This is a genomic window from Pseudomonas sp. B21-009, from assembly GCF_024749345.1.
Classification (GTDB): domain Bacteria; phylum Pseudomonadota; class Gammaproteobacteria; order Pseudomonadales; family Pseudomonadaceae; genus Aquipseudomonas.
The window spans coordinates 738,047-758,784 of record NZ_CP087199.1; the positions used below are offsets into that span (position 1 = coordinate 738,047).

Consider the following 20,738-nt stretch of genomic DNA (forward strand, 5'->3'; position numbering starts at 1 on the left):
CATCACCATAGGCGCGATCGGCGCCGGGCAGATGTCTGGTCTCGACCTTTGGCTGTCTGGGAGCGCAAACCTTCGATTAGCGCTCGAGGCTGTCACCAAAACCGCGGATCACTTCCAGCAGCGCCTTGACTCGCTGCGGCAAGCTGCCGGCCGGGTACACCGCGTGCATTTGTGGGCTGTCGCCGTTGCTGGCGGTCAGCCGGTACTCGGCACAAACCCGCCGCAAGCGCCCGGCCTGCACCTCGGGTTCGGCCAGCCAGTCGGCCAGGCGGGCGATGCCGACGCCGGCCAGGGCGGCCTGGAATACCGCGATTCCGGAGCTGAAGCGAAACCTCGGATGCACCCGCAGGCTGACGGCCTGGTCGGCGCTGCGAAACTGCCATTCCTTGAGGATCCGCGGCGCGGTATGCAGGATCAGCGCGTGTGCTTCCAGCGCCTCGATTGAGGCGGGCATGCCGTGTTTTTGCAGGTAGGCAGGGCTGGCATACAGGGAGCGCGAGTAGCGCCACAGCGGATAACCGATCAGTTCGCTGTCCTGGGCAAAGGCGCCACGAATGGCGAAGTCCAGTTTGCTCTTGGCCGGGTCGATCGGCTCGTCGCTGAAGATCACATCGACGTTCACCTGCGGGTAGCGTTCGCCATATCGCGCAATCAGGCCAGGCAATACCGGCGCCAGTGATTCGGGGGCGCAGAACCGCACCCAGCCGGAGGCCAGGCCGCTGAGCCCGGCCAGCTCCTCATCGGCCTCGCGTTGCAGATCAAGCATTTTGTCGGCATAGGGCAGCAGGCGCTCGCCGGCCTCGGTAAGGCTCACGGCATTGGCCGAGCGGTTGAACAGCTTGGCCCCGGCGTTTTCCTCAAGGGCCTGCACAGCGCGGGTTACAGCACTGGGCGAGCGCCCCAGAGCGCGTGCCGCAGCGACGAAGCTGCGCTTGCGGGCAACCATTGCGAAGGCTTCCAGCTCCGCGAGCATATCCAGGGCCATGCACTACCTCGTTGCAGTTTTTGCAATATGGCATTGCAACACAAAACCCGGCCGTTGGTTAACCTTGGCGCGCCCTTCTTTGACTGCCAGAGCCTGAAACCCATGGTCGATATCGTTGTGCTTTGCGTGTTTGCCTTTGCCGCCGGGCTGATCGATGCGGCAGTCGGTGGTGGCGGGCTGATCCAGATTCCGGCGCTGTTCAACGTGCTGCCAGCATCGCCCCCGGCTGCCTTGCTGGGCACCAACAAGGTTGCCTCGGCCTGCGGCACGGCGTTTGCCGCCCGCTCGTTCGTGCGCAAGGTGGTGATCGACTGGGGGCTGGTGGTTCCGGCGGCCTGTGCGGCCTTTGCCATGGCCTTCGTCGGCGCCGCCACGGTATCGCTGGTGCCGCAAGGGCTGATGCGCCCGGCGGTACTGGTGTTGATCGTGCTGATGGCGATCTACACCTTCTGGAAAAAGGACTTCGGTGCCCTGCACAAACCGATGCGCATCGGCACCCGCGAAAAAATGCTGGCGATCATCATCGGCGGCGCCATCGGTTTTTACGATGGCCTGTTCGGACCGGGCACCGGCAGCTTTCTGATCTTCCTGTTCATTCGCTGCTTCGCCTTCGACTTCCTGCATGCCTCGGCGTCGGCGAAACTGGTGAACATCGCCACCAACGTCGCCGCACTGATGTTCTTCATTCCCACCGGCAACGTGCTCTACCTGATCGCCATTCCCATGGCCGCCTTCAACATCCTTGGCGCGCTGACTGGCACCTGGCTGGCAGTGCGCAAGGGCGTACCCTTCGTGCGCGCGCTGTTCCTGGTGTTGCTGCTGATACTGATCGGCAAGCTGTCCTACGATCTGTTGGTATAACGCTTACGCCCACCAGTAACGCACGAAGTGGAAGAACACCGGCGCGGCGAAGCATACCGAGTCCATGCGGTCGAGCATGCCGCCGTGGCCTTCGATCATGTGGCCCCAGTCCTTGACGCCGCGATCGCGCTTGATCGCCGACATCACCAGGCCGCCGGCAAAGCCCATGAGGTTGACGGTCAAGGCCATCAGCGCCGCCTGCCAGAAGCTGAACGGCGTGATCCAGCACAGGGTGGCGCCAATCAGGGTGGCCAGGGCCACGCCGCCAACCAGGCCTTCGACGGTCTTTGACGGCGACAGCTTCGGCGCCACCTTGTGCTTGCCGAACAGCTTGCCGCAGACGTACTGCAGCACATCGGAGATCTGCACCACGAGGATCAGCCAGGCGATCAGCAGCAGGTTGCGGCCTTCGTATCCGGGGATGTCCAGGGTCATCAAGGCCGGTACCGAAGACAGGCAGTAGACCGCGATCATCAAGCCCCACTGCACCTTCGAGGCACGCTCGAGAAAACGCGTGGTGTCGCCGCCGAAGCTGGCGAGAATCGGCAGCAGCAGGAACAGGTAGACCGGGATGAAAATGCTGAACAGCCCGTACCAGTCCATGGCGATCAACAGGTACTGCACCGGCAGGGCGACGTAAAAGGCCGCGACCAGTGCCGGGTAGTCGCTGCGCCGGGTGGGTGTCAGGGTGAGGAATTCACGCAAGGCGTAGAACGACACGCAATAGAACAGCAGGATCACGCCCAGCTTGCCGAACAGAAACGCCAGGCCGATGACCAGGACCATCACCCACCAGGCGTTGATCCGCGCGTTGAGGTTGTCGATCACCGCGTGGGGCGCGGGGCCGGCGCGCCATTTGAGCAGGCGGCCGATCAGGCTGGCGAGCAGCAGCAGGCCGCCGATGCCGGCGAACAGCGAAAGGGTGTTGTTGTCCATCTCAGGATTCCTTCGGGGCCAGGGCCAACAGGGCCTGGCGGGCCCGGTCGAGAAACGCGTGCTTGCTTTCGTCCGCTTGCAGGTGCAGCGGCTCACCAAAGCTCAGGGTGCACAGCAAGGGCAGCGGCAGGGCGCGGCCCTTGGGCATGACCCGGTTGAGGTTGGCGATCCACACCGGGATCACCTCGACCTGCGGGTGGGCGCTGGCCAGGTGGAACAGGCCGCTCTTGAACGCCAGCAACGGTTCGTCGCTGAGGTTGCGCGTGCCTTCGGGGAAGAAGATCAGCGAATCGCCCTGGGCCAGCGCATCCTGGATAGGTTGTAGGGGATTGCTTTGGGCGTCGTTGTGCTGGCGATCGATCAGCACGCCATTGAACACCCGCTTGATCAGGAACTGGCGGACACCGGGTTTTTGCCAGTAATCGGCACCGGCCACCGGCCGCGTGTGCTGGCGCAGCGGCTGGGGCAGCGAGGCCCAGATCAGCACGAAGTCGCCGTGGCTGCTGTGGTTGGCGTAGTACAGCCGTTGCACCGGTTGCGGCGTGCAGCCCAGCCACAAGGCGCGGGCGCCGGTGATCAGGCGGGCGACCGAGGTGATGGCAAAGGCGGTGAGGGCAGCAAGCATGGGCAAGGTCCTTATCCGGCGAAATGAAGCAAGGGCAAAAGCAAAATGCCGACCAGCGCCAGTACGGCCTGTACGGCAAAGCACAGCAGTTGTTTGCGCAGCAGGCCCAGCGCCGCCAGGCCGCGTGCCTGCCAGTCGCGGTTATCGGCCGGGTTGGCTTTCAGGCCCAGGCTGAACAACGACTGGTCTAGCGCCTGGGTGTGTTGCCCAAGCTGATCGCTGCGCGTGGCCAGGTGCGCAAACAGGTCGGCGTCCAGCGCGACGCGCATGGCAAAGAACTTTTGCAGCAAGCCTGCCAGCAACAACAGGCCGCTCAGTACTGCGCAGTATCCCGGGGCAGGCGAGCCGATCAGCAGCGCCGCCAGGCCAAGCAGCACCGCCAGCAGGCTGATGCCGTCGGCCAGGCGCTCGACCTGGCGGCCGCGCTTGAGCAGGCTGGCAACCACGGCCAGGTGGATTTCATCGCTCACAGGCAAGGCTCCGTTTGCAGGCGTTCGATTACCCGCAGGTGCTGCGGGTGCAGGACCACCCCAGGGCGAGCTTGGCTGATGCGCTGTTGCGCTTGCCCGGCATCGGCGCAACGGCCGCTGAGCACCAGCCAGGCGGCTACGGCGCTGGCGCTTCGCGAATAACCGAGCGCGCAACAGACCAGCACCGGGCCCTGGGCACGCAGCTGTTCGATGGCCGCCGCCGCTTCCCGGCAGCGCTCGGCCGTGGGCACCACCAGGTCGAGGCTGGGCAGCGCACGATAAGCCTGGCCCGGGGCAACCGAGGCGGGTAGTTCGGCGCACAGGTCGACGATGGCGGCGAACTGCGCCGCTTGCCCCGTGCCCGGAATCCGCCCCAGGTACACGCCGTCGCAAACTTCATCCGCTTGCGGATGTCGCCGGGTCCACCAGCGCGAATTGAGCCAGGCGCCGATCAGGTAGGGCGCCAGCAGCCAGCGCGTGGCGTACGACAGCTGGCCGTCGGCGGCTTTCTGAAAACCTTCGGCGCCCAGTTGCGCGTAGTTGAGTGCCACCACCAGCAGCGCCACCGCCGGCCACAACAACCACAGGGCAACGCCTGCAAGGTACAACGCCAGACCACCCAGCAGGGCGGCGCCGGCGAAGTAACGCAAGGCCAGGCGCCAGCGCTGCGGATCACGGGCAAGTTGCATAGGGCGCAGTACCGGCTGACCCGCAACCGGCCACAGCCAGCAACACAGCACCCCCACCAGCGCGCCGCTGGGCAGGTCGATAAAGTGGTGTTGCCAGGTGGTCAGCACCGACACGCCGATCAACGCCATCCAGCCATGCACCAGCAAGCGCGGCAGCCTGGCGTGGATATGCCGGGCAAACATCGCCCAGATGATCACCAGCAAGGCGATGTGCAGTGATGGCGCCTGGTTGAAGGGTTTGTCAAAGCCCATCAGCACATCGAACAGCCAGCCGAACAGGCCATCCAGCGCGGGCCGCTCGACGGTAAAACGCAACGGCCAGAGCAGAAACCCGAGGATGCAGATGACTTGCGCACTGAGCAGGCGCAGGGCGTGGCGGTCCATCTCCAGGCGACTTAGCGGCAACAGGAACGACAGCCCGTAAAGCAGGTCGATCGACCAGTAGGGGATGATGGTCCAGGGCCACAGCGGGATATGGCCTTCCCAGGCGAACACCAGGCTGCCGACGTCGCTGCGCCCGGCGGTGTAGGTGTTGGTCAGGCCGTAGCTGAGAAAGAACAACGGCCCCAGCAACAGCAGCCAGAGCACCCCGCGCTTGATCAAGCCTGGCTCGCGTGCCGTGCTCATCAAACGACCCGCTGGGCCAGGCTGACGCTGAAGATGCCCCACTCATCAATACGCTGGCAGACCTTGCGAAAGCCGGCCGCCTCGACCAGTTGGTCCATTTCCACCTGGCTGCGCCGGCGCATCACCCAGGCCTGGCCGGCGCGGTGGCTGGTCAGGGCGCGGGCGATCATCTCCAGCTGCGGGTGCCAGGGCTGGCCGGTGTACACCAGGTAACCACCGGGCTCCACCGCCTGGGCCAGGCCGCTCAGGGAGTCGCCAACCATCTGGTTGCTGGCGAACAGCTCATACAGGCCCGAAACCACCGCCAGGGTCGGGCGTGGATCGAGGCTGGCCAGGCTCTGGGCATCGAAGGCATCACCCTGGACGAAGCGGGCAATGTCGGCCAGGCCCTTTTCGGCGATCAGCGCGCTGCCCTGCTGGACATTGAGCTCGCTGTAGTCGCGCAGCAGGATCGACTCCGGCTTGCGTTCCAGGCCCTGCAACGCTTCGAGGATGTAGCGGCCATGGCCGGCAGCGATATCGACGATATCCACCGGCTTGCCCTGTTCGCGCAGGCGTTCGATGGCCAGGCGCAGCAGCTCTTCGACATGCAGTTTGCGCTGGCGGATGCCGCGCCAGCCGATGGCGTTGAGGTAGTTCTGGTCGATCATGCGCCCGATCGCGCCCTTGCCGGTGGGCTGGTTGCGGTAGATGTAGTCCAGCGTGCTGCCCGAGTCGAAGCCGGTGTCAAAGCCCAGCTTGACCCCGTCCGACAAACCCTTGCCCAGCCGCAGGCCGGCGCGGGTGGCGCGCCAGTAAAGATCGGCCGGCGAGTTGCGCGGCAGCGGCGCGGCCAGGCTTTCGGCTTCGGCGCAGCTGGCGCCCAGTTGGTCGGCAGCGAGCAGCGAAGGGCGCTGCGGCGCCAGGCTGAAGCAGTGCTCGATAAACCGCCGGATCCGCGCCAGGGCATGGCTGCGGTCACGCTCGCCAAGGGTGTCGTGGAAGAATCCGGGGAGGATGTGTTTCTCTTTGTGCACGCTGCCCAGGCGTTCGAAGAACTGCTCCTGGGGTTTGCGCTTGACCACGAAATCGGCGCCGGAAATCAACAGCTGGGTCGGCACCTGAATCGCCTGGGCATCGGCCACCACGCGGTCGGCGGCTTCATACAGGCCAAGCAGCATGGTCACCGAAATCGGCCGGCTGATCAGCGGGTCGCTTTCGTACGAGGCGATGCGCTCGGGGTCGTGGCTGAGCAGGCGCGGCTTGACGTAGCTGTTGACGAAGAAGTTGCCGCGCCAGGCGCGCATCAGCTTCAGCCCCGGGCGGGCGAAAGGCACGTAGAGCTTGACCTTGAAGGCCGGCGAGGCCAGTACCAGGCAGCGTACCTTGGGCGCGTAGTCGTGGGCCCAGGTGGCGATCAGTACGGCGCCGACGCTTTGCGCCAGCACCGCCATATCCTCTTCGGCGATGCCGTGCTCGCGGGCGATGTGCTCGATGAAGGTCTGCACGTCGCGCACGCTGCAGGCAAAGCTTGGGCTGTCGCCACGGGCGCCGGGCGACTGGCCGTGGCCACGGGCGTCCCAGGCGAAGAAGTCGTGGTCGGGCAGTTGCAGCTCATCGGCCAGATGGGCCATGCGCCCGCCGTGTTCGTGGCCGCGGTGGAACAGCACCACGGCACGCCGCGGCTGGTCGTCAGCGACCTCGGCGGGCCAGTGGCGGTAATGCAGTTCGACGCCGTCGTGGGTGGTGAAGTGCAGCGATTGCGCGTTGCGCATGGCAAATATCCTTATCTGGCACAAAGAGCTTCAGCGGGTTTGCGCCAGACCGCGGCTGACCCGGTTGTAGAGGGTATAGAGCGAGAGCAGCAAGATCACCAGCAGCACGCCATTGAGCCAGCTGGCCGGCAACAGGCCGCTGGCAACGCCGGCGCCGAGCACGCCGAAGGCAAAGGCCCGGTCGCTTTTGCCCATCGGGCCGTCGTAGCGGCGTTCAGCGCCGACCAACGGGCCCATGACCCCGGCGTATTCGCTGATCAGCGCCGCCAGCACGACGATCACCACCAGCGCCGACGACACCCCCGGCAGCAGCGCGAAGGGCAGGTACAGGGCGCTGTCGGCGACCAGGTCGCAGAGTTCGTTGTAGTAGGCGCCGAGCTTCGATTGCTGGCCGAATTCGCGGGCGAGCATGCCGTCGATGGCATTGAGGGCCATGCGCAGCAGCATCCATACCGGCACCAGGGCGAACAGCCAGGTGAGGTGTGGCAGCCAGGCCAGCAACAGGCCGAGCAGAACGGAAACCACGGCGGCGCTCAGGGTTACCTGGTTGGCAGTGACGCCGCGTTGGTACAGGCGCTCGACCGTCGGGCGCAACAGCGCCTGGAAGCGGGGTTTGAGCTGGTAGATCGACGGCACGGTGAAACTCCCTTTTACGACTCGGTTGGCGATCAGTGCAGCAACAGCTAGGTCCGCGGGGGCGATTGTCGGTGGATTGCCCCTGCCGGAGCAATAGCGCTGGCACTCAGGCAGTCGATCAAAGCCTGGGCATGCCCGGGCAGGCTGGCAAAATCCCGGCTGCACAGGCGCAGCTGGCGTTTTGCCCAGGGCTCGCTCAGCGCCAGGCTGTGCAACGGCAATAGCCCCTGCCAGCGCTGCACTGCGGCCATTGGCACGATGCCCAGGCCAGCGCCGTGGGCGACCATGCGGATCACCCCGTCAAACCCTTCGGCGCGCACCCGCACCTGCAGGCGCCGGCCCAGATGCAGGGCTTGTTCTTCAAGGTGCAGGGCCAGGGCGCTGTCGGCCTGCAGGCCAACGTAGCCGTGGCCGAGGGTGTCGGCAAAGCGCAGGTTGGGGTTGGCGGCCAGCGGGTGGGCGGGCGGCATGATCAGCATCAGCGGGTCGTCGCGAAACGCCAGGGTTTGCAGGTGTTCGCTGGCCACCGCGCTGGAGATGATGCCGATATCGGCCACGCCCTGGGTGATGGCCTGGACGATGCGCAGGCTCGGCAGTTCGTGGATGTCGATATCGATGGCCGGGTATTGCCGGAGAAACCCGGCGAGCAATTCCGGCAGGTATTCGGTCAGCGCTGCGGTATTGCACAACAGCCGCACCTGGCCCTGCAGGCCCTGGGCGTATTGCCCGAGGTCGAACTGCAGGCGCTCGACCTGCTGGGCGATCAGCCGCGCATGCTGCAGCAGCGCCTGCCCGGCAGGCGTGGCCTGCACCCCGCGACGGTTGCGTTCAAGCAGCGGCGTACCCAGCGAACTTTCCATGGCGCGGATGCGTGCGCTGGCGGCGGGCAGCGACAGGTGGCTGCGCTGGGCGCCGGCGGTGATGTTGCCGCACTCCAGGGTGTGCTGGAACAGGCGCAGGTCAATCAGGTCGAAATGCATCAGCCTCTTCCTGGGCAATAGTCTGACTGAGTATATGGCAGATTTTCAGCCTGGGTGGCAGGGTGCAGGATAGTGCCATGACTACCTTCTTTGGCTTCTATCAGGATATCGGTCCAGCGCTGTCGCTGCTGGTCATTGTCACCTTCGTGCTGGCCGGTGCGGTCAAGGGTGTGATCGGCCTTGGCCTGCCGACTATCGCCATGGGCCTGCTCGGTATGGCTATGTCTCCGGCGCAGGCAGCGGCCTTGCTGATTGTGCCTTCGACCCTGACCAACCTCTGGCAACTGGCCTTTGGCGGGCACCTGCGCGCCTTGCTGAAACGGCTGTGGCCGATGCTGGCGCTGATCTTTATCGGCACCTTGCTTGGTAGCGCCTGGCTGGGCATTAACAGTGGCGCCTGGGCGGCACATGCCTTGGGAGGGGCGTTGCTGGTGTATGCGTTGTACGGCCTGTGCGGCCGCGGGATGAGGCTTGCGCCTGCGCATGAGTCCTGGATCGGACCGTTTTGCGGGCTGATCACCGGGGTGATCACGGCGGCCACCGGAGTCTTTGTGATTCCCGCAGTGCCTTATCTGCAAAGCCTGGGCCTGAGTCGCGAGGAAATGGTCCAGGCCCTGGGCCTGTCATTCAGCGTCTCGACCCTGGCCCTGGCAATCGGCCTGGCCGGCCAGGATGCGCTCGGCGCCCAGGCCCTGGGCGCGTCAATGCTGGTGCTGGCGCCGGCGCTGCTGGGCATGCTTGGCGGCCAGTGGCTGCGTCAGCGCATTAGTGCGGTGCTGTTCAAGCGCTGCTTCTTTATCGGCCTGGCGCTGCTCGGCACCCACCTGTTGCTCAACGGCTAGCCGAGGAGGGGCTGAGCATTTCGATCAGCTGAATATCGAAGTCGCGCTCCAGGTAGTCCATGCGTTTTTCGAAGAACGCCGCCATGTGCGGCAGGGCCGAATGCACATCCAGCGCGGCCTTGCTGGCCCAGATCTCGTAGAACACAAACAGGCTTGGGTCCTGCTGGTCGCGCAGCATGTGGTATTCGATGCAGCCCGGCTCCTGGCGGCTGGGCTCGACGTAGGCGCGAAACAGCGTTTCGAAGGCTTCGGACATTTGCGGTCGGGTCTTGGCTTTGAGGATGAAACCGTACTGCTCGCTCATGGAGATGCCTCTGAATGGAAGAAGTGAAACGATTCTATGGCAACAATAAGCGTTTGATTCGTGCTTTTTAGGCAAATGTATTTTGCCCCGGCACGGCTGTTTCCCCGCGAGGCCTGCCTCTAATCTGCCGCCATCAAATTCACTCGGTCACAGGCTTCTTTGCCCCTGATCGAACATAGATGAGGCACCCCATGAAAAAAGTCCTGTTGCTCAACGGTGGCAAGAAGTTCGCCCACTCCGATGGCCGCCTGAACGAAACCCTGCACGAAGCCGCGCTGGCCTTCCTGGACCGCGCAGGGTTCGATGTGAAAACCACCTACATCGATGGCGGCTACGACAACGCCGAAGAAGTGCAGAAATTTCTCTGGGCCGACGTCATCATCTATCAGATGCCCGGCTGGTGGATGGGCGCCCCCTGGACCGTCAAGCAGTACCTGGACGAAGTCTTCACTGCTGGCCATGGCAGCCTCTACGCCAACGACGGCCGTACCCGTTCCGATGCGTCGCAAAAGTACGGCAGCGGTGGCCTGATCCAGGGCAAACAGTACATGCTGTCGCTGACCTGGAACGCACCGCAGCAGGCGTTTGACGACCCGGCCGACTTCTTCGAAGGCAAGGGCGTGGACGCGGTGTACTTCCCGTTCCACAAGGCCAACCAGTTCCTCGGCATGAGCGGCCTGCCGACTTACCTTGCGGTGGATGTGATGAAGCGCCCCAACGTCGAGGCCGCTGTGGCCGCCTACGAGCAGCACCTGGCCGAGGTTTTCCAGACCCAGGCCTGATGAAGCCTTGCGCAAGCCGCGCCAAGCGGCTATCTATCACGGCTGTTGCCAACCCCGGGGTACAGCCGTGAAAGCCAGGTCCGATGAATTGCAGGTGTTCGTCTCGGTGATCGAGTGCGGCTCGATTTCCGCGGCCGCCGAGCAGGGCGGGCAGACGCCGTCGGCGATCAGCCGCACCCTGTCGCGCCTGGAAACCAAGCTCGGCACCACCCTGATCAACCGCACCACCCGGCGCATGGACCTGACCGAAGAAGGGCGGTTTTTCTTCGAGCGGGCCAAGTCGATCCTGCAGCAGATGGACGAGCTCGAAGAGCACCTGTCGGTGCACCACCAGACGCCGTCCGGGCGCTTGCGCATCAACGCCGCGCTGCCGTTCATGCTCCACGCCATCGTGCCCTGGGTTGGTGAGTTTCGCGCGCTGTACCCGCAGATCCAACTGGAGCTCAACACCAGCGACCTGATCATCGACCTGATCGAGCAGAGCACCGACGTCGCCATTCGCATCGGCGAGCTGGCCGACTCCAGCCTGCATGCCCGCGCCCTCGGTTGCAGCCCGTTGAACCTGCTGGCCAGCCCCGAGTACCTGGCCCGGCATGGCACGCCCGAGCGGGTTGAAGACCTGCAAGGCCACGCGCTGCTTGGCTTTACCCAGACCGAAACCCTCAACCACTGGCCGCTGCGCCATGCCGAAGGCGACCGCCTGCTGATCCGCCCGGCGCTGTCGGCCTCCAGCGGTGAAACCCTGCGCGAACTGGCCTTGGCCGGTGAGGGCATCGTCTGCCTGTCGCACTTCATGACCCATGAAGACATCCGCAGCGGGCGCCTGCAGGTGCTCCTGGCCGAGCACAACAGCGGCTATCGCCAGCCGATCAATGCGGTGTACTACCGCAACACCCAGCTGGCGCTACGCATCCAGTGCTTTCTCGATTTCATTCAGAACAAGCTGGCGATCTACGCCTGCTGAAGCGTCCATCTGCGACAGCTTCTGCCTATGCGCGGCGAAAACTCCTACGGTGTTTGATAACTCGTCTGACATCAGCCTTAATGGCTGTTCAACGAAAACAACACTAAGGAAGCTCTCATGCGCGTTGTGATGTTCCGATCCCTGGCCCTCGGCGCCGCGATCCTCGCCAGTAATGCGGCTTACGCGGTTACCCTGGAGGGCGGTGCAGTTGCGGCACCCGATCAATATGGTGCACAGGTCGCCGCCGATATCCTGAAAAAAGGCGGCAACGCGGTGGATGCGGCCGTGGCCACCGCCTTCACCCTGGCGGTCACCTACCCCGAGGCGGGCAACATCGGTGGTGGTGGTTTCATGACCCTGTATGTCGACGGCAAGGCCTACTTCCTCGACTACCGCGAAACCGCGCCGAAGGCCGCCAGCCGCAACATGTACCTGGACGACAAGGGCGAGATCATCGAGAACCTCAGCCTGGTCGGTTCCCGCGCTGCCGGCGTGCCCGGTACGGTAATGGGGCTGTGGGAGGCGCATCAGAAATTCGGCAAGCTGCCGTGGGCCGAACTGCTGACCCCGGCGGTCGGTTATGCCAAGAACGGCTTCAAGGTCGCCTCCAAACAGTACCAGTACCGCGAAGACGCCCTGGGCCTGTTCAAGGACAGCACCAACTTCAACGACTATTTCGGCAGCATGAAAGTCGGCGAGACTTTCAAGCAGCCGGAGCTGGCGCAAACCCTGGAGCGCATTGCCGACAAGGGTGTCAGCGAGTTCTACCAGGGCAAGACCGCCGACCTGCTGGTGGCGCAGATGCAGGCCGACAAGGGCCTGATCAGCAAGGACGACCTCAAGGACTACAAAGCCGTCTGGCGCGAGCCAATGAAGATCGACTGGCGCGGCAACACGGTCTATACCGCGCCGCTGCCAAGTTCGGGCGGCATCGCCCTGGCCCAGCTGCTGGGCATCAAGGAAGCGCGCGCCGCCGACTTCAAGGGCGTCGAGCTGAACTCGGCGCGCTACATCCACCTGCTGGCCGAGATCGAAAAACGCGTGTTCGCCGACCGCGCCGACTACCTTGGCGACCCGGCGTTCTCCAAGGTGCCGGTCGAGCAACTGATCGCCAAGGACTACATCGCCAAGCGCGCCCAGGAGGTCAACCCGACGGCCATCTCGGACACCGAGAAAGTCCGTCCGGGCCTTGAACCACACCAGACCACGCACTTCTCCATCGTCGACAAGGACGGTAATGCGGTCAGCAACACCTACACCCTGAACTGGGACTACGGCAGCGGTGTGGTGGTCAAGGGCGCGGGCTTTTTGCTCAACGACGAAATGGACGACTTCAGCTCCAAGCCGGGCGTGGCCAACGCCTTTGGGGTGGTCGGTGGCGACGCCAACGCGATCGAGCCGGGCAAGCGCATGCTGTCGTCGATGAGCCCGAGCCTGGTGACCCGCGATGGCAATGTCACCCTGGTACTGGGTACCCCCGGTGGTTCGCGGATTTTTACCTCGATCTTCCAGGTGTTGAACAACCTCTATGACTACAACCTGCCGCTGGAAAAAGCCGTGGCTGCGCAGCGCGTGCATCACCAGTTGCTGCCCAAGGACACGATTTATTTCGATGCTTTTGCACCGCTTAACGGCAAGGTTGCTGAAGAGCTGAAGACGATGGGCTACACCCTGGAAGATCAGGGTTGGGAGATGGGCGACATCCAGGCGATCCGGGTTAATGGCACGGCGCTGGAAACCGCTTCCGATCCGCGTGGGCGGGGTGTGGGGCAGATCGTTAAATAGGTGTTGAGTTGATCGCGGGTCAAGCCCGCTCCTACAAACCTGTAGGAGCGGGCTTGACCCGCGATGCGTTTAAACGCGGAAGTGGCTGACCATGGTCTGCAACTGGTTGCCCAGCCGCGCCAGTTCAACACTCGACGCCGCGGTCTCGTCACTGGCCGCGGCGGTCTGCTCGGACACATCGCGAACATTGAGAATGCTGCGGCTGATCTGTTCGGCCACTGCGCTCTGTTGCTCCGCCGCCGCCGCAATCTGCTGGTTCATCGACTGAATGTTCGACACCGTACGCGTGATGCTTTCCAGCGAAGCACCGGCCTTGCGGGTCAGCTCGACGCTGCTGTCGGTGAGGTTGCGGCTGCCGAGCATGACGTTGGCCACCTGTTGGGTACCGCTCTGCAGGCCGGCGACCAGCTCTTCGATCTCTTCGGTGGACTTCTGCGTACGCTGGGCCAGGCCGCGAACTTCGTCGGCGACCACGGCAAAACCACGCCCTGCTTCACCGGCGCGGGCCGCTTCGATGGCCGCGTTGAGTGCCAGCAGGTTGGTTTGCTCGGCCACCGACTTGATCACGTCCATGACGCTGCCGATCTTCTGGCTTTCCTGTTGCAGCAGGCCCATGGCCTCGGTGGAGCGGTGCACCTCTTCGGCCAGGCGTTCGATCTGGCTGATCGCTTCGGCGACAACCTGGTCACCGGCACGGGCCTGACCATCGGCTTCGGTGGCAGCCTCGGAAGCATGCTCGGCATTGCGCGCAACTTCCTGCACGGTGGCGGCCATTTCGTGCATGGCGGTGGCGACCTGGTCGGTTTCAACTTTCTGGCTGTTGACCCCGGCGCTGGTCTCTTCGGTAACAGCCGAGAGTTCTTCGGCAGCGCTGGCGATCTGCGTGACGCCGTCGCGGATGCCGGTGATCAGGTCACGCAGGGTCGAGCCCATGCGCTGGATGCCTTGCTGCAACACGCCCAGTTCGTCACGGCGGGTGACGCGCATGTTGTGGGTCAGGTCGCCGGCGGCGATCTTCTCGACCACGGCCAGGGTTTCACGCAACGGGCGAGTGATCTGACGGGTGATGATTACCGCAGCCAGGATGCCGACCAGCAGTGCCAGCAAGGTGGCCGTCAGCTGCAGGGAGCGGGCCTGGGTGCTCTCGCTGTCGCGGCGGTCCAGCTGGATCTGGTACAGGGCGTCGCTGGTCTTGACGATATCGGCGCCTTGAACGGTCATTTCCTGACGCGCTACGGCGATATCGGCAGTGGCGTCGCGGAACTGGCGTACAGCGTCACGGTAGGCCATCACTGCGGATTCAAACTGCTTGATGCGCGTCGCTTCGCCTGGCATCTGGCGGTTCAGGCCGGCGATTTCGGCCAGGGCGGTATCGAGCTGACGCAGGGCCAGTTGCTCGGTCTCGCTGCTGATGTCGGCGATGTAGCTGCGCACGGCCAGGCGAACCAGCAGCAGTTGCTCCTTGGCCTGGGTGATGGTGCGGAACTGCTCCAGGCGGCTGGCGTCACCCTCGGGCAGGGCTAGCACGTCGCGGTTGATCGCTTCGATCAGTTCGATAGCGCGGGCTGCGGCCTGGTTCATCGAGTCGCGTGCGGCCAGGCTGGTCTTGTAACCGGCGCGCATCTTGTTGATCGACACCTGGTATGCGCTGATGGTCTGGCCCAGCTCCTGGAGCAGCTTGATGTTCTCCGGGCTCTTGAAGCTCTTGAGCAGTTTTTGCTGCTGCTCGCTGAAGGCATTGAGCTTGACCTGGACGTTGCCGGCCGCGGCGTCGTCGCCATTGGTCAGCATGTACTGCAGGCGGGTGATGCGCAGGTTGGTCAGGTCACTGTTGAGCTGGGTAATGTCGCTCATCCAGTTGCTGCGATCGATCAGGCTGCCCAGGCTATTCCAGCCGGTCAGGGCCAGCAGGCCGGTCAGCAACAGCACCAGGCCAAAGCCCAGGCCGAGTTTCAGGTTGACGCTGATGTTGGCAAACCAGCTATTCATGCAATCCCTCCAGGAACGTTGTGCTTCTTGATCCGAATCGGTGGAAGGTTGTTGTTATTGATGGCCAGCCGATGTTCTGAGCAGGGTTTATCGGCGGCTTGCGCCGGAGCTGAAACGCTTTTTCAGCAAAAATGATCAGCGGTAGGTAACAGGGGATTTCTGCGGCCAGCCCGAGGCTTCAGGCGGCCGCAAAATGGCTCAGAGCGAGCGTGCGCCGAAGGTGTCGCACTGGTTGATATCGCCCTTGGCGAAGCCGGTCTTGAACCAGCGCTGGCGCTGTTGCGAGGTGCCGTGGGTGAACGAGTCCGGTACTACGCGGCCCTGGCCCTGCTGCTGCAGGCGGTCGTCACCGATGGCGTTGGCGGCGTTCAGGGCTTCTTCGATATCGCCCGGTTCCAGCCAGTTCAGGCGTTTTTGCGCCTGGTAGGCCCAGACCCCGGCCAGGCAGTCGGCCTGCAGTTCCTGGCGTACCAGCAAACCGTTGTCGCCTTCCATGCGCTCACCGCGCTGGCGTGCGGCCTGGATCTTGGCCGAAACGCCCAGCAGGGTTTGCACATGGTGGCCGACTTCGTGGGCGATCACGTAAGCCTGGGCAAAATCGCCGGCGGCCGAGAAGCGCTGTTCCATTTCACGGAAAAAGCTCATGTCCAGGTAGACCTTCTGGTCGGCCGGGCAATAGAACGGCCCGACTGCCGAAGAGGCAAAGCCGCAGGCTGAGTTGATCTGGCCGCTGAAGAGGATCAGGTTGGGGTCTTTATACTGGCGGCCGGCCTGGGCAAAGATGGCCTTCCAGGTGTCTTCGGTGTCGCCCAGCACCGACCTTACGAATTCCGCCTGCTCGTCATTGGCCGGTGGTGCCTTGCCGGTGCCGGTGGTCACTGGCGCGGTCTGTTGCTGGCCCATCTGCCCGGCCAGCTGGCCGAGGATCTGCAGCGGGTCCTGGCCGGTGATCCAGCCAATCCCGACAATCAACAGGATCGCGCCGATGCTCAGGCCCTTGCCACCGCCGAAGCGCATGCCGCCACCGCCCTCGCCACGGGCATCGACCACATTGTCGCTACGCCTGCCTTTTCGCCATTGCATGAGTGCTCTCCGGAGCTTGGAAACATGAGGACAAAGATTAGTTCACGGCGCGGGGCTCTGTCAGATTCCTGATTTATACATAACCATTTGGTTATGAATGGCGCTGTTCTTTTCAGTATTCGCCGGACCCTGCATACCGGAAACTGCAAGCTCGCCTGCCACGCCCAGGCCCTCCAATAATTCCAAGACAGGAGAACGGCATGTCTGCACAAGACAACAGTCGCTTCGCTATCCGTGATCGCAACTGGCACCCGAAAGCCTTGACCCCAGATTACAAGACCTCCGTCGCGCGCTCGCCGCGCCAGGCCCTGGTGAGCATCCCGCAGTCGATCAGCGAAAGCACCGGTCCGGATTTCTCCCACCTGAAATTCGGCCCTAACGATCATGACCTGCTGCTCAACTTCAATAACGGCGGCCTGCCGATCGGTGAGCGCATCGTCCTTGCCGGGCGCGTCTGCGACCAGCACGGCAAACCAATCCCGCACACCCTGGTAGAGATCTGGCAGGCCAACGCCGGTGGCCGCTACCGGCACAAGAACGACCGCTACCTGGCGCCGCTGGACCCCAACTTCGGCGGTGTCGGCCGTGCGCTGACCGACAGTGAAGGTTATTACAGCTTCCGCACCATCAAGCCAGGCCCGTACCCATGGCGCAATGGCCCCAATGACTGGCGCCCGGCGCATATCCATGTGTCGATCAGCGGTCCGTCGATTGCCACGCGGCTGATCACCCAGCTGTATTTCGAAGGCGATCCGTTGATCCCGATGTGCCCGATCGTCAAGTCGATTGCCAACCCTGACGCGGTGCAGAGCCTGATCGCCCGGCTGGACATGAGCAATGCCAACCCCATGGATTGCCTGGCCTATCGCTTTGACATCGTGTTGCGCGGACAGCGCAAGACCCACTTCGAAAACTGCTGAGGAGGCGCCCCATGCCTATCGAACTGCTGCCGGAAACCCCTTCGCAGACCGCCGGCCCCTACGTGCATATCGGCCTGGCCCTGGAGGCCGCCGGCAACCCGACCCGCGACCAGGAAATCTGGAACTGCATGGCGCAAGCCGACGCGCCGGGCGAACACATCCTGGTGTTCGGCAACGTCTATGACGGCAACGGCCATCTGGTGCGCGACTCGTTCCTGGAGTTCTGGCAGGCCGACCACAACGGCAATTACCAGGGCGATTTCAACCTGGAAAAACCCTTCAACAGCTTTGGCCGTACCGCCACCACCTTCGATGCCGGTGAGTGGACCCTGCACACCATCAAGCCGGGCGTGGCCAAGAACGCCGCCGGCGTGCCGATGGCGCCGCACATCAACGTCAGCCTGTTTGCCCGGGGTATCAATATCCACCTGCAGACGCGCCTGTACTTCGATGACGAAGCCCAGGCCAATGCCCAGTGCCCGGTGCTCAACCTGATCGAGCAGCCGCAGCGCCGCGAGACCTTGGTGGCGACCCGCTGTGAAGTGGACGGCAAGCTGGCGTATCGCTTTGATATCCGCATTCAGGGTGAAGGCGAGACGGTGTTCTTCGATTTTTGAATGTCGAAGCGAGTGGCATGAGCAAAGCCCGCCATTGGCGGGCTTTTTGTTCGGATCAGCGTGGTGTCGTAACGCCAATGGATTCGGACTTCAGCAGTTTCAAGCCTTCATCGGCGTTGTAGCCATGAATCTCTTTCACGTCGAGCTTGCGCATGAACGAGAGCGTTTCAGCAGTGATTACCTGGCCTGGTACCAGGATCGGAAACCCCGGCGGATAAGGGATCACGAAGTTTGCTGAAATCAACGGCGGGCCGTTTTCCAGGCGTTCGTCGATGGTTTTGTCGAACAGGCGAATATGCTCGCACGCTGCACTGTCATAGGCTTTGTAGTAAGCACTGCGAATGTCTCCTTCTGCCGTACTGCTGTTCGCCGACTCACGAAAAGCGGGGTAGAAATGGCTGAAGTCGGGCAGGTCCGGCACATCTTCCATAAGTGACGTGACGCGTGCATTAAAGGCTTCACGCAGGTTGTCGTCACTGGTGCCCAGGCGATCCTCCAGTTCGCGGCTGATACGTACCAGCACCCGGATCAGGTGTGCCACGTCACTGCGAGTGTTGTTGATGTTGGTTTGCAGCAGCACGCTGTTGCGAGAGGTTTTGTTCAACTGAACATCGTAGCGGTTGGTCAGCAAATTCTTGAACGTGGTGCCGTCAAAGCCTGCATGGCCACAGACCAGCGTCAGGCGGGTAGGGTCCAGGGCGACTTCATCGGTGTTCAGGGCATCGACGACGGTGGACCACGCAGTGCCCTTGGCCAGGTAATCCTGCAGCCCTGAAGCCCGATAGACCGTTGGCACCAGGTCCTCGATCGTGAGTATCTTGAAATACTTGGATATCAGCGGGTGGCGGCCGACCTCCCGACGGATGTCGAAGGCCAACTGGGTTGCCGACATCACCAGTTCATAGCCTTCCAGCTCCATTTGCCGGCGGGCAACATCCAGGGACGCAATGATTTGCTGATTGGGGGAGGTGGACGTGTGGGTAAATACCGCCTCGCGGAACGATGCTTCGACGTGATGGAAGTCCTGATCGTCGACCAGGATCATCGAGCCCTGGCGCAGCGCCGACATAGACTTATGGGTGGAGTTGGTCTGGTAGACGCGCACGCGGGTGGTGTCCGGGTCCATCAGCAGGTGCTCCTGCAGCAGCGCAGGGTCATCGCCAGCAAGCGCTTGCAGCCGTTCGCGCTGGCATTCGAAGGCGTACCGGTACTGCGGGCAACTGAGCGCCTGCTTGAGTTGTGTGGCGGCGCCCATGCCGGTTCGACGACGCAGCAGGGGTGAAAAGCGTGCAAAACCGAACCAGGCTTCATCCCAGAGAAAGGCCAGGTCCGGTTTGATTGCCAGGCATTCTTCCATGACCCGGAAGGTGTTGTAGACGTGCCCATCGAAGGTGCAGTTGGTCAACACCAGCAGTTTGACCCGATGCAGTTTTCCTTCTTTTTTCAGGTCGAGTAGCGCTTGCTTGATAGCGCTCAGTGGCACTGCGCCGTACATCGAGTATCGGGGCAGCGGGTAGGCTTCGACATACAGCGGATAGGCGCCGGTCAGCACCATGGCGTAGTGGTGTGACTTGTGGCAGTTACGATCGACAATCACAATGTCACCGGGCGCAAGCAGGGCTTGTTCAACGATCTTGTTCGAGGTCGAGGTGCCATTGGTGACGAAAAACGCCTGCTGTGCGCCGAACGCATGGGCTGCCCGGTCCTGGGCCTTTTTGATGTTGCCGGTGGGCTCTAGCAGGCTGTCGAGCCCGCCCGTGGTGGCGGAGCTTTCGGCCAGAAACAGGTTGATGCCATAGAATTCGCCCATGTCGCGGATCCAGTTCGACTTGAATATCGATTTTCCGCGGGCAATGGGCAGCGCATGGAAGGTGCCGATAGGACGTTGAGCATAGTGTTTCAGGTTGTTGAAAAACGGCGTTTCATAGCGTTTTGCAACGCCTTGCAGCAGGCTCAGGTGGATCTCCAGCGGCTCCTCGACTTCGTAGAACACCCGGCTGATGAACGCGTAGTTTTCATCACCGGCAATTCGCTCAACCTGACGATCGCTGAGCAGCAGGATATCGAGCTCCGGCCTGATGGACTTGATTGCTCGGGCCAGTGGCAAGGCCAGGTTCGTGGAGTCTTCGCCGTCCGGGCTGTTGCCCAGGTGTGGCGCCAGCAGCTCACGCACCCAGGCGGCGCGACAGCTCGATGTAAAAGCGAAACCTTCGTAGATCACCACCGCTTGCAGGTTGACGTTGAGTATCACCGCGAGCAACGCATCCTCAAAGGAGCCGGTCATGACGGGCTCGTAGATGAAGGGGTCCTGGTGGCGGCGCAACTGGCGAATGGCCTGAAGGTGCTGCGGCCATGTCGAGATTGGCGCGGGGCTGACAATCAGTGTTTCGAAATACGGACGATGTGCGGACGCAGCGGTGAAACTACGGGGCGCGGGTGCGTCGGGCAGGTCTTCGCTGGCCTCCCAGTCGTTTGCGTCTTGCTTGTAACTGCGGTCGAGCAGCGAACTGCTGATGCGCTGAGCCAGATGCAGGGCTCCGATGCCATTGCCCGCTGCTACGCGTTCGACCAGCAGGGCCAGCAGGCGAGGGCCCGGGTAGGCCTGGTAAGCCTCCAATTGCGCAAGCTGCTCGAGTTGGGCAAGGCATTGCTGCTGGACCTTCGCGCTAGCGGGCTGATCTTTGCAGTTGCGCCAGCGGCGACACAGGGCGTTGAGTTCACGCCACAAGTCAACGCGGGCAGTGGTACAGGAAAACAGTTGATCGATTGGCTTTGCGTCGCCATCGGGCAGGGTCAGGTTGTTCACGGTTCAATTCCTTTTGAACGGTCGCCGGAGCCGTGAAGTATTCGCGTGGCGGATAATCGTGAGCAGCCTGTCTGCTTTCCCTG

The 20,738-nt window shown here is 63.1% G+C and carries 19 protein-coding genes and 1 pseudogene; 7 read left to right on the forward strand and 13 right to left on the reverse strand.

Annotation, left to right across the window (positions count from 1 at the left end; all coding sequences use genetic code 11):
- Window positions 1-76: 76 nt before the first annotated feature.
- Complete coding sequence (locus tag LOY34_RS03260; protein ID WP_195885628.1) at window positions 77-985, reverse strand: LysR family transcriptional regulator; 909 nt, start codon at window positions 983-985, stop codon at window positions 77-79.
- Window positions 986-1,087: 102 nt separating this feature from the next.
- Here LOY34_RS03260 and LOY34_RS03265 point away from each other — a divergent pair, with 102 nt between their 5' ends.
- Complete coding sequence (locus tag LOY34_RS03265) at window positions 1,088-1,846, forward strand: TSUP family transporter (protein ID WP_195885629.1); 759 nt, start codon at window positions 1,088-1,090, stop codon at window positions 1,844-1,846.
- 3 nt (window positions 1,847-1,849) lie between these two features.
- Here LOY34_RS03265 and LOY34_RS03270 read toward each other — a convergent pair whose 3' ends face one another.
- The 7 genes from LOY34_RS03270 to LOY34_RS03300 are packed head-to-tail and all read right to left on the reverse strand — an operon-like array spanning window position 1,850 to window position 8,563.
- Window positions 1,850-2,782, reverse strand: coding sequence for a phosphatidate cytidylyltransferase (locus tag LOY34_RS03270; protein WP_045195828.1), 933 nt, complete (start codon window positions 2,780-2,782; stop codon window positions 1,850-1,852).
- 1 nt (window position 2,783) lies between these two features.
- Window positions 2,784-3,407: a 1-acyl-sn-glycerol-3-phosphate acyltransferase gene (locus LOY34_RS03275; protein WP_045195830.1), complete on the reverse strand. Its 624-nt coding sequence runs from the start codon at window positions 3,405-3,407 to the stop codon at window positions 2,784-2,786.
- Between the two features lie 11 nt (window positions 3,408-3,418).
- Complete coding sequence (locus tag LOY34_RS03280) at window positions 3,419-3,877, reverse strand: hypothetical protein (protein WP_123564536.1); 459 nt, start codon at window positions 3,875-3,877, stop codon at window positions 3,419-3,421.
- Entirely contained in the window at window positions 3,874-5,193 is a 1,320-nt protein-coding gene (locus LOY34_RS03285) for a phosphatase PAP2/dual specificity phosphatase family protein (RefSeq protein ID WP_195885630.1), read from the reverse strand. Before LOY34_RS03285 ends, LOY34_RS03280 begins: the two co-directional genes overlap by 4 nt.
- Complete coding sequence (locus LOY34_RS03290; protein WP_045195835.1) at window positions 5,193-6,947, reverse strand: bifunctional alpha/beta hydrolase/class I SAM-dependent methyltransferase; 1,755 nt, start codon at window positions 6,945-6,947, stop codon at window positions 5,193-5,195. The genes LOY34_RS03285 and LOY34_RS03290 overlap by 1 nt, the downstream gene beginning before the upstream one ends.
- A 30-nt stretch (window positions 6,948-6,977) precedes the next feature.
- Window positions 6,978-7,583, reverse strand: coding sequence for a CDP-alcohol phosphatidyltransferase family protein (locus LOY34_RS03295; RefSeq protein WP_045195837.1), 606 nt, complete (start codon window positions 7,581-7,583; stop codon window positions 6,978-6,980).
- 47 nt (window positions 7,584-7,630) lie between these two features.
- Window positions 7,631-8,563: a LysR substrate-binding domain-containing protein gene (locus tag LOY34_RS03300; protein ID WP_195885631.1), complete on the reverse strand. Its 933-nt coding sequence runs from the start codon at window positions 8,561-8,563 to the stop codon at window positions 7,631-7,633.
- A gap of 77 nt (window positions 8,564-8,640) precedes the next feature.
- Between LOY34_RS03300 and LOY34_RS03305 the strand changes: the two genes are divergently transcribed.
- Window positions 8,641-9,405 (forward strand): sulfite exporter TauE/SafE family protein, encoded by a 765-nt coding sequence (locus LOY34_RS03305; protein ID WP_195885632.1) that lies wholly within the window; start codon window positions 8,641-8,643, stop codon window positions 9,403-9,405.
- Here LOY34_RS03305 and LOY34_RS03310 read toward each other — a convergent pair.
- Window positions 9,395-9,709 (reverse strand): putative quinol monooxygenase, encoded by a 315-nt coding sequence (locus LOY34_RS03310; RefSeq protein ID WP_093387814.1) that lies wholly within the window; start codon window positions 9,707-9,709, stop codon window positions 9,395-9,397. The genes LOY34_RS03305 and LOY34_RS03310 overlap by 11 nt on opposite strands.
- A 191-nt stretch (window positions 9,710-9,900) precedes the next feature.
- Between LOY34_RS03310 and LOY34_RS03315 the strand changes: the two genes are divergently transcribed.
- The 3 genes from LOY34_RS03315 to ggt all read left to right on the forward strand — a co-directional run bounded on the left by LOY34_RS03315 (window position 9,901) and on the right by ggt (window position 13,240).
- On the forward strand, window positions 9,901-10,491 hold the full coding sequence (locus LOY34_RS03315; RefSeq protein WP_045195845.1) for an NAD(P)H-dependent oxidoreductase: 591 nt from the start codon (window positions 9,901-9,903) through the stop codon (window positions 10,489-10,491).
- A 67-nt stretch (window positions 10,492-10,558) separates the two neighbouring features.
- Window positions 10,559-11,455 (forward strand): LysR family transcriptional regulator, encoded by an 897-nt coding sequence (locus LOY34_RS03320; protein WP_045195847.1) that lies wholly within the window; start codon window positions 10,559-10,561, stop codon window positions 11,453-11,455.
- 117 nt (window positions 11,456-11,572) lie between these two features.
- On the forward strand, window positions 11,573-13,240 hold the full coding sequence (gene ggt / locus LOY34_RS03325; protein ID WP_045195849.1) for a gamma-glutamyltransferase: 1,668 nt from the start codon (window positions 11,573-11,575) through the stop codon (window positions 13,238-13,240).
- A gap of 69 nt (window positions 13,241-13,309) precedes the next feature.
- Here the strand turns inward: ggt and LOY34_RS27425 are convergent, their stop codons facing one another.
- From LOY34_RS27425 to LOY34_RS03335, 3 genes and pseudogenes are all read right to left on the reverse strand, one after another.
- The gene (locus tag LOY34_RS27425; RefSeq protein ID WP_371128692.1) at window positions 13,310-14,173 is read right to left on the reverse strand and encodes a methyl-accepting chemotaxis protein; all 864 of its coding nucleotides are present in this window, start codon (window positions 14,171-14,173) and stop codon (window positions 13,310-13,312) included.
- Window positions 14,165-15,229, reverse strand: a pseudogene (locus tag LOY34_RS27430) (methyl-accepting chemotaxis protein); the annotation flags it as partial. The gene LOY34_RS27425 and the pseudogene LOY34_RS27430, both read right to left, overlap by 9 nt.
- Before the next feature lie 198 nt (window positions 15,230-15,427).
- The gene (locus tag LOY34_RS03335) at window positions 15,428-16,312 is read right to left on the reverse strand and encodes a neutral zinc metallopeptidase (RefSeq protein ID WP_045195853.1); all 885 of its coding nucleotides are present in this window, start codon (window positions 16,310-16,312) and stop codon (window positions 15,428-15,430) included.
- A 200-nt stretch (window positions 16,313-16,512) separates the two neighbouring features.
- Between LOY34_RS03335 and pcaH the strand changes: the two genes are divergently transcribed.
- Both pcaH and pcaG read left to right on the forward strand, forming a co-directional pair.
- Window positions 16,513-17,232: a protocatechuate 3,4-dioxygenase subunit beta gene (gene pcaH, locus LOY34_RS03340; RefSeq protein ID WP_045195856.1), complete on the forward strand. Its 720-nt coding sequence runs from the start codon at window positions 16,513-16,515 to the stop codon at window positions 17,230-17,232.
- Window positions 17,233-17,243: 11 nt separating this feature from the next.
- Window positions 17,244-17,849: a protocatechuate 3,4-dioxygenase subunit alpha gene (pcaG, locus tag LOY34_RS03345; protein ID WP_045195858.1), complete on the forward strand. Its 606-nt coding sequence runs from the start codon at window positions 17,244-17,246 to the stop codon at window positions 17,847-17,849.
- Window positions 17,850-17,904: 55 nt separating this feature from the next.
- Here the strand turns inward: pcaG and LOY34_RS03350 are convergent, their stop codons facing one another.
- Window positions 17,905-20,655, reverse strand: a complete 2,751-nt coding sequence (locus LOY34_RS03350) for a beta-eliminating lyase-related protein (RefSeq protein ID WP_230090921.1) — start codon at window positions 20,653-20,655, stop codon at window positions 17,905-17,907.
- Window positions 20,656-20,738: the final 83 nt, after the last annotated feature.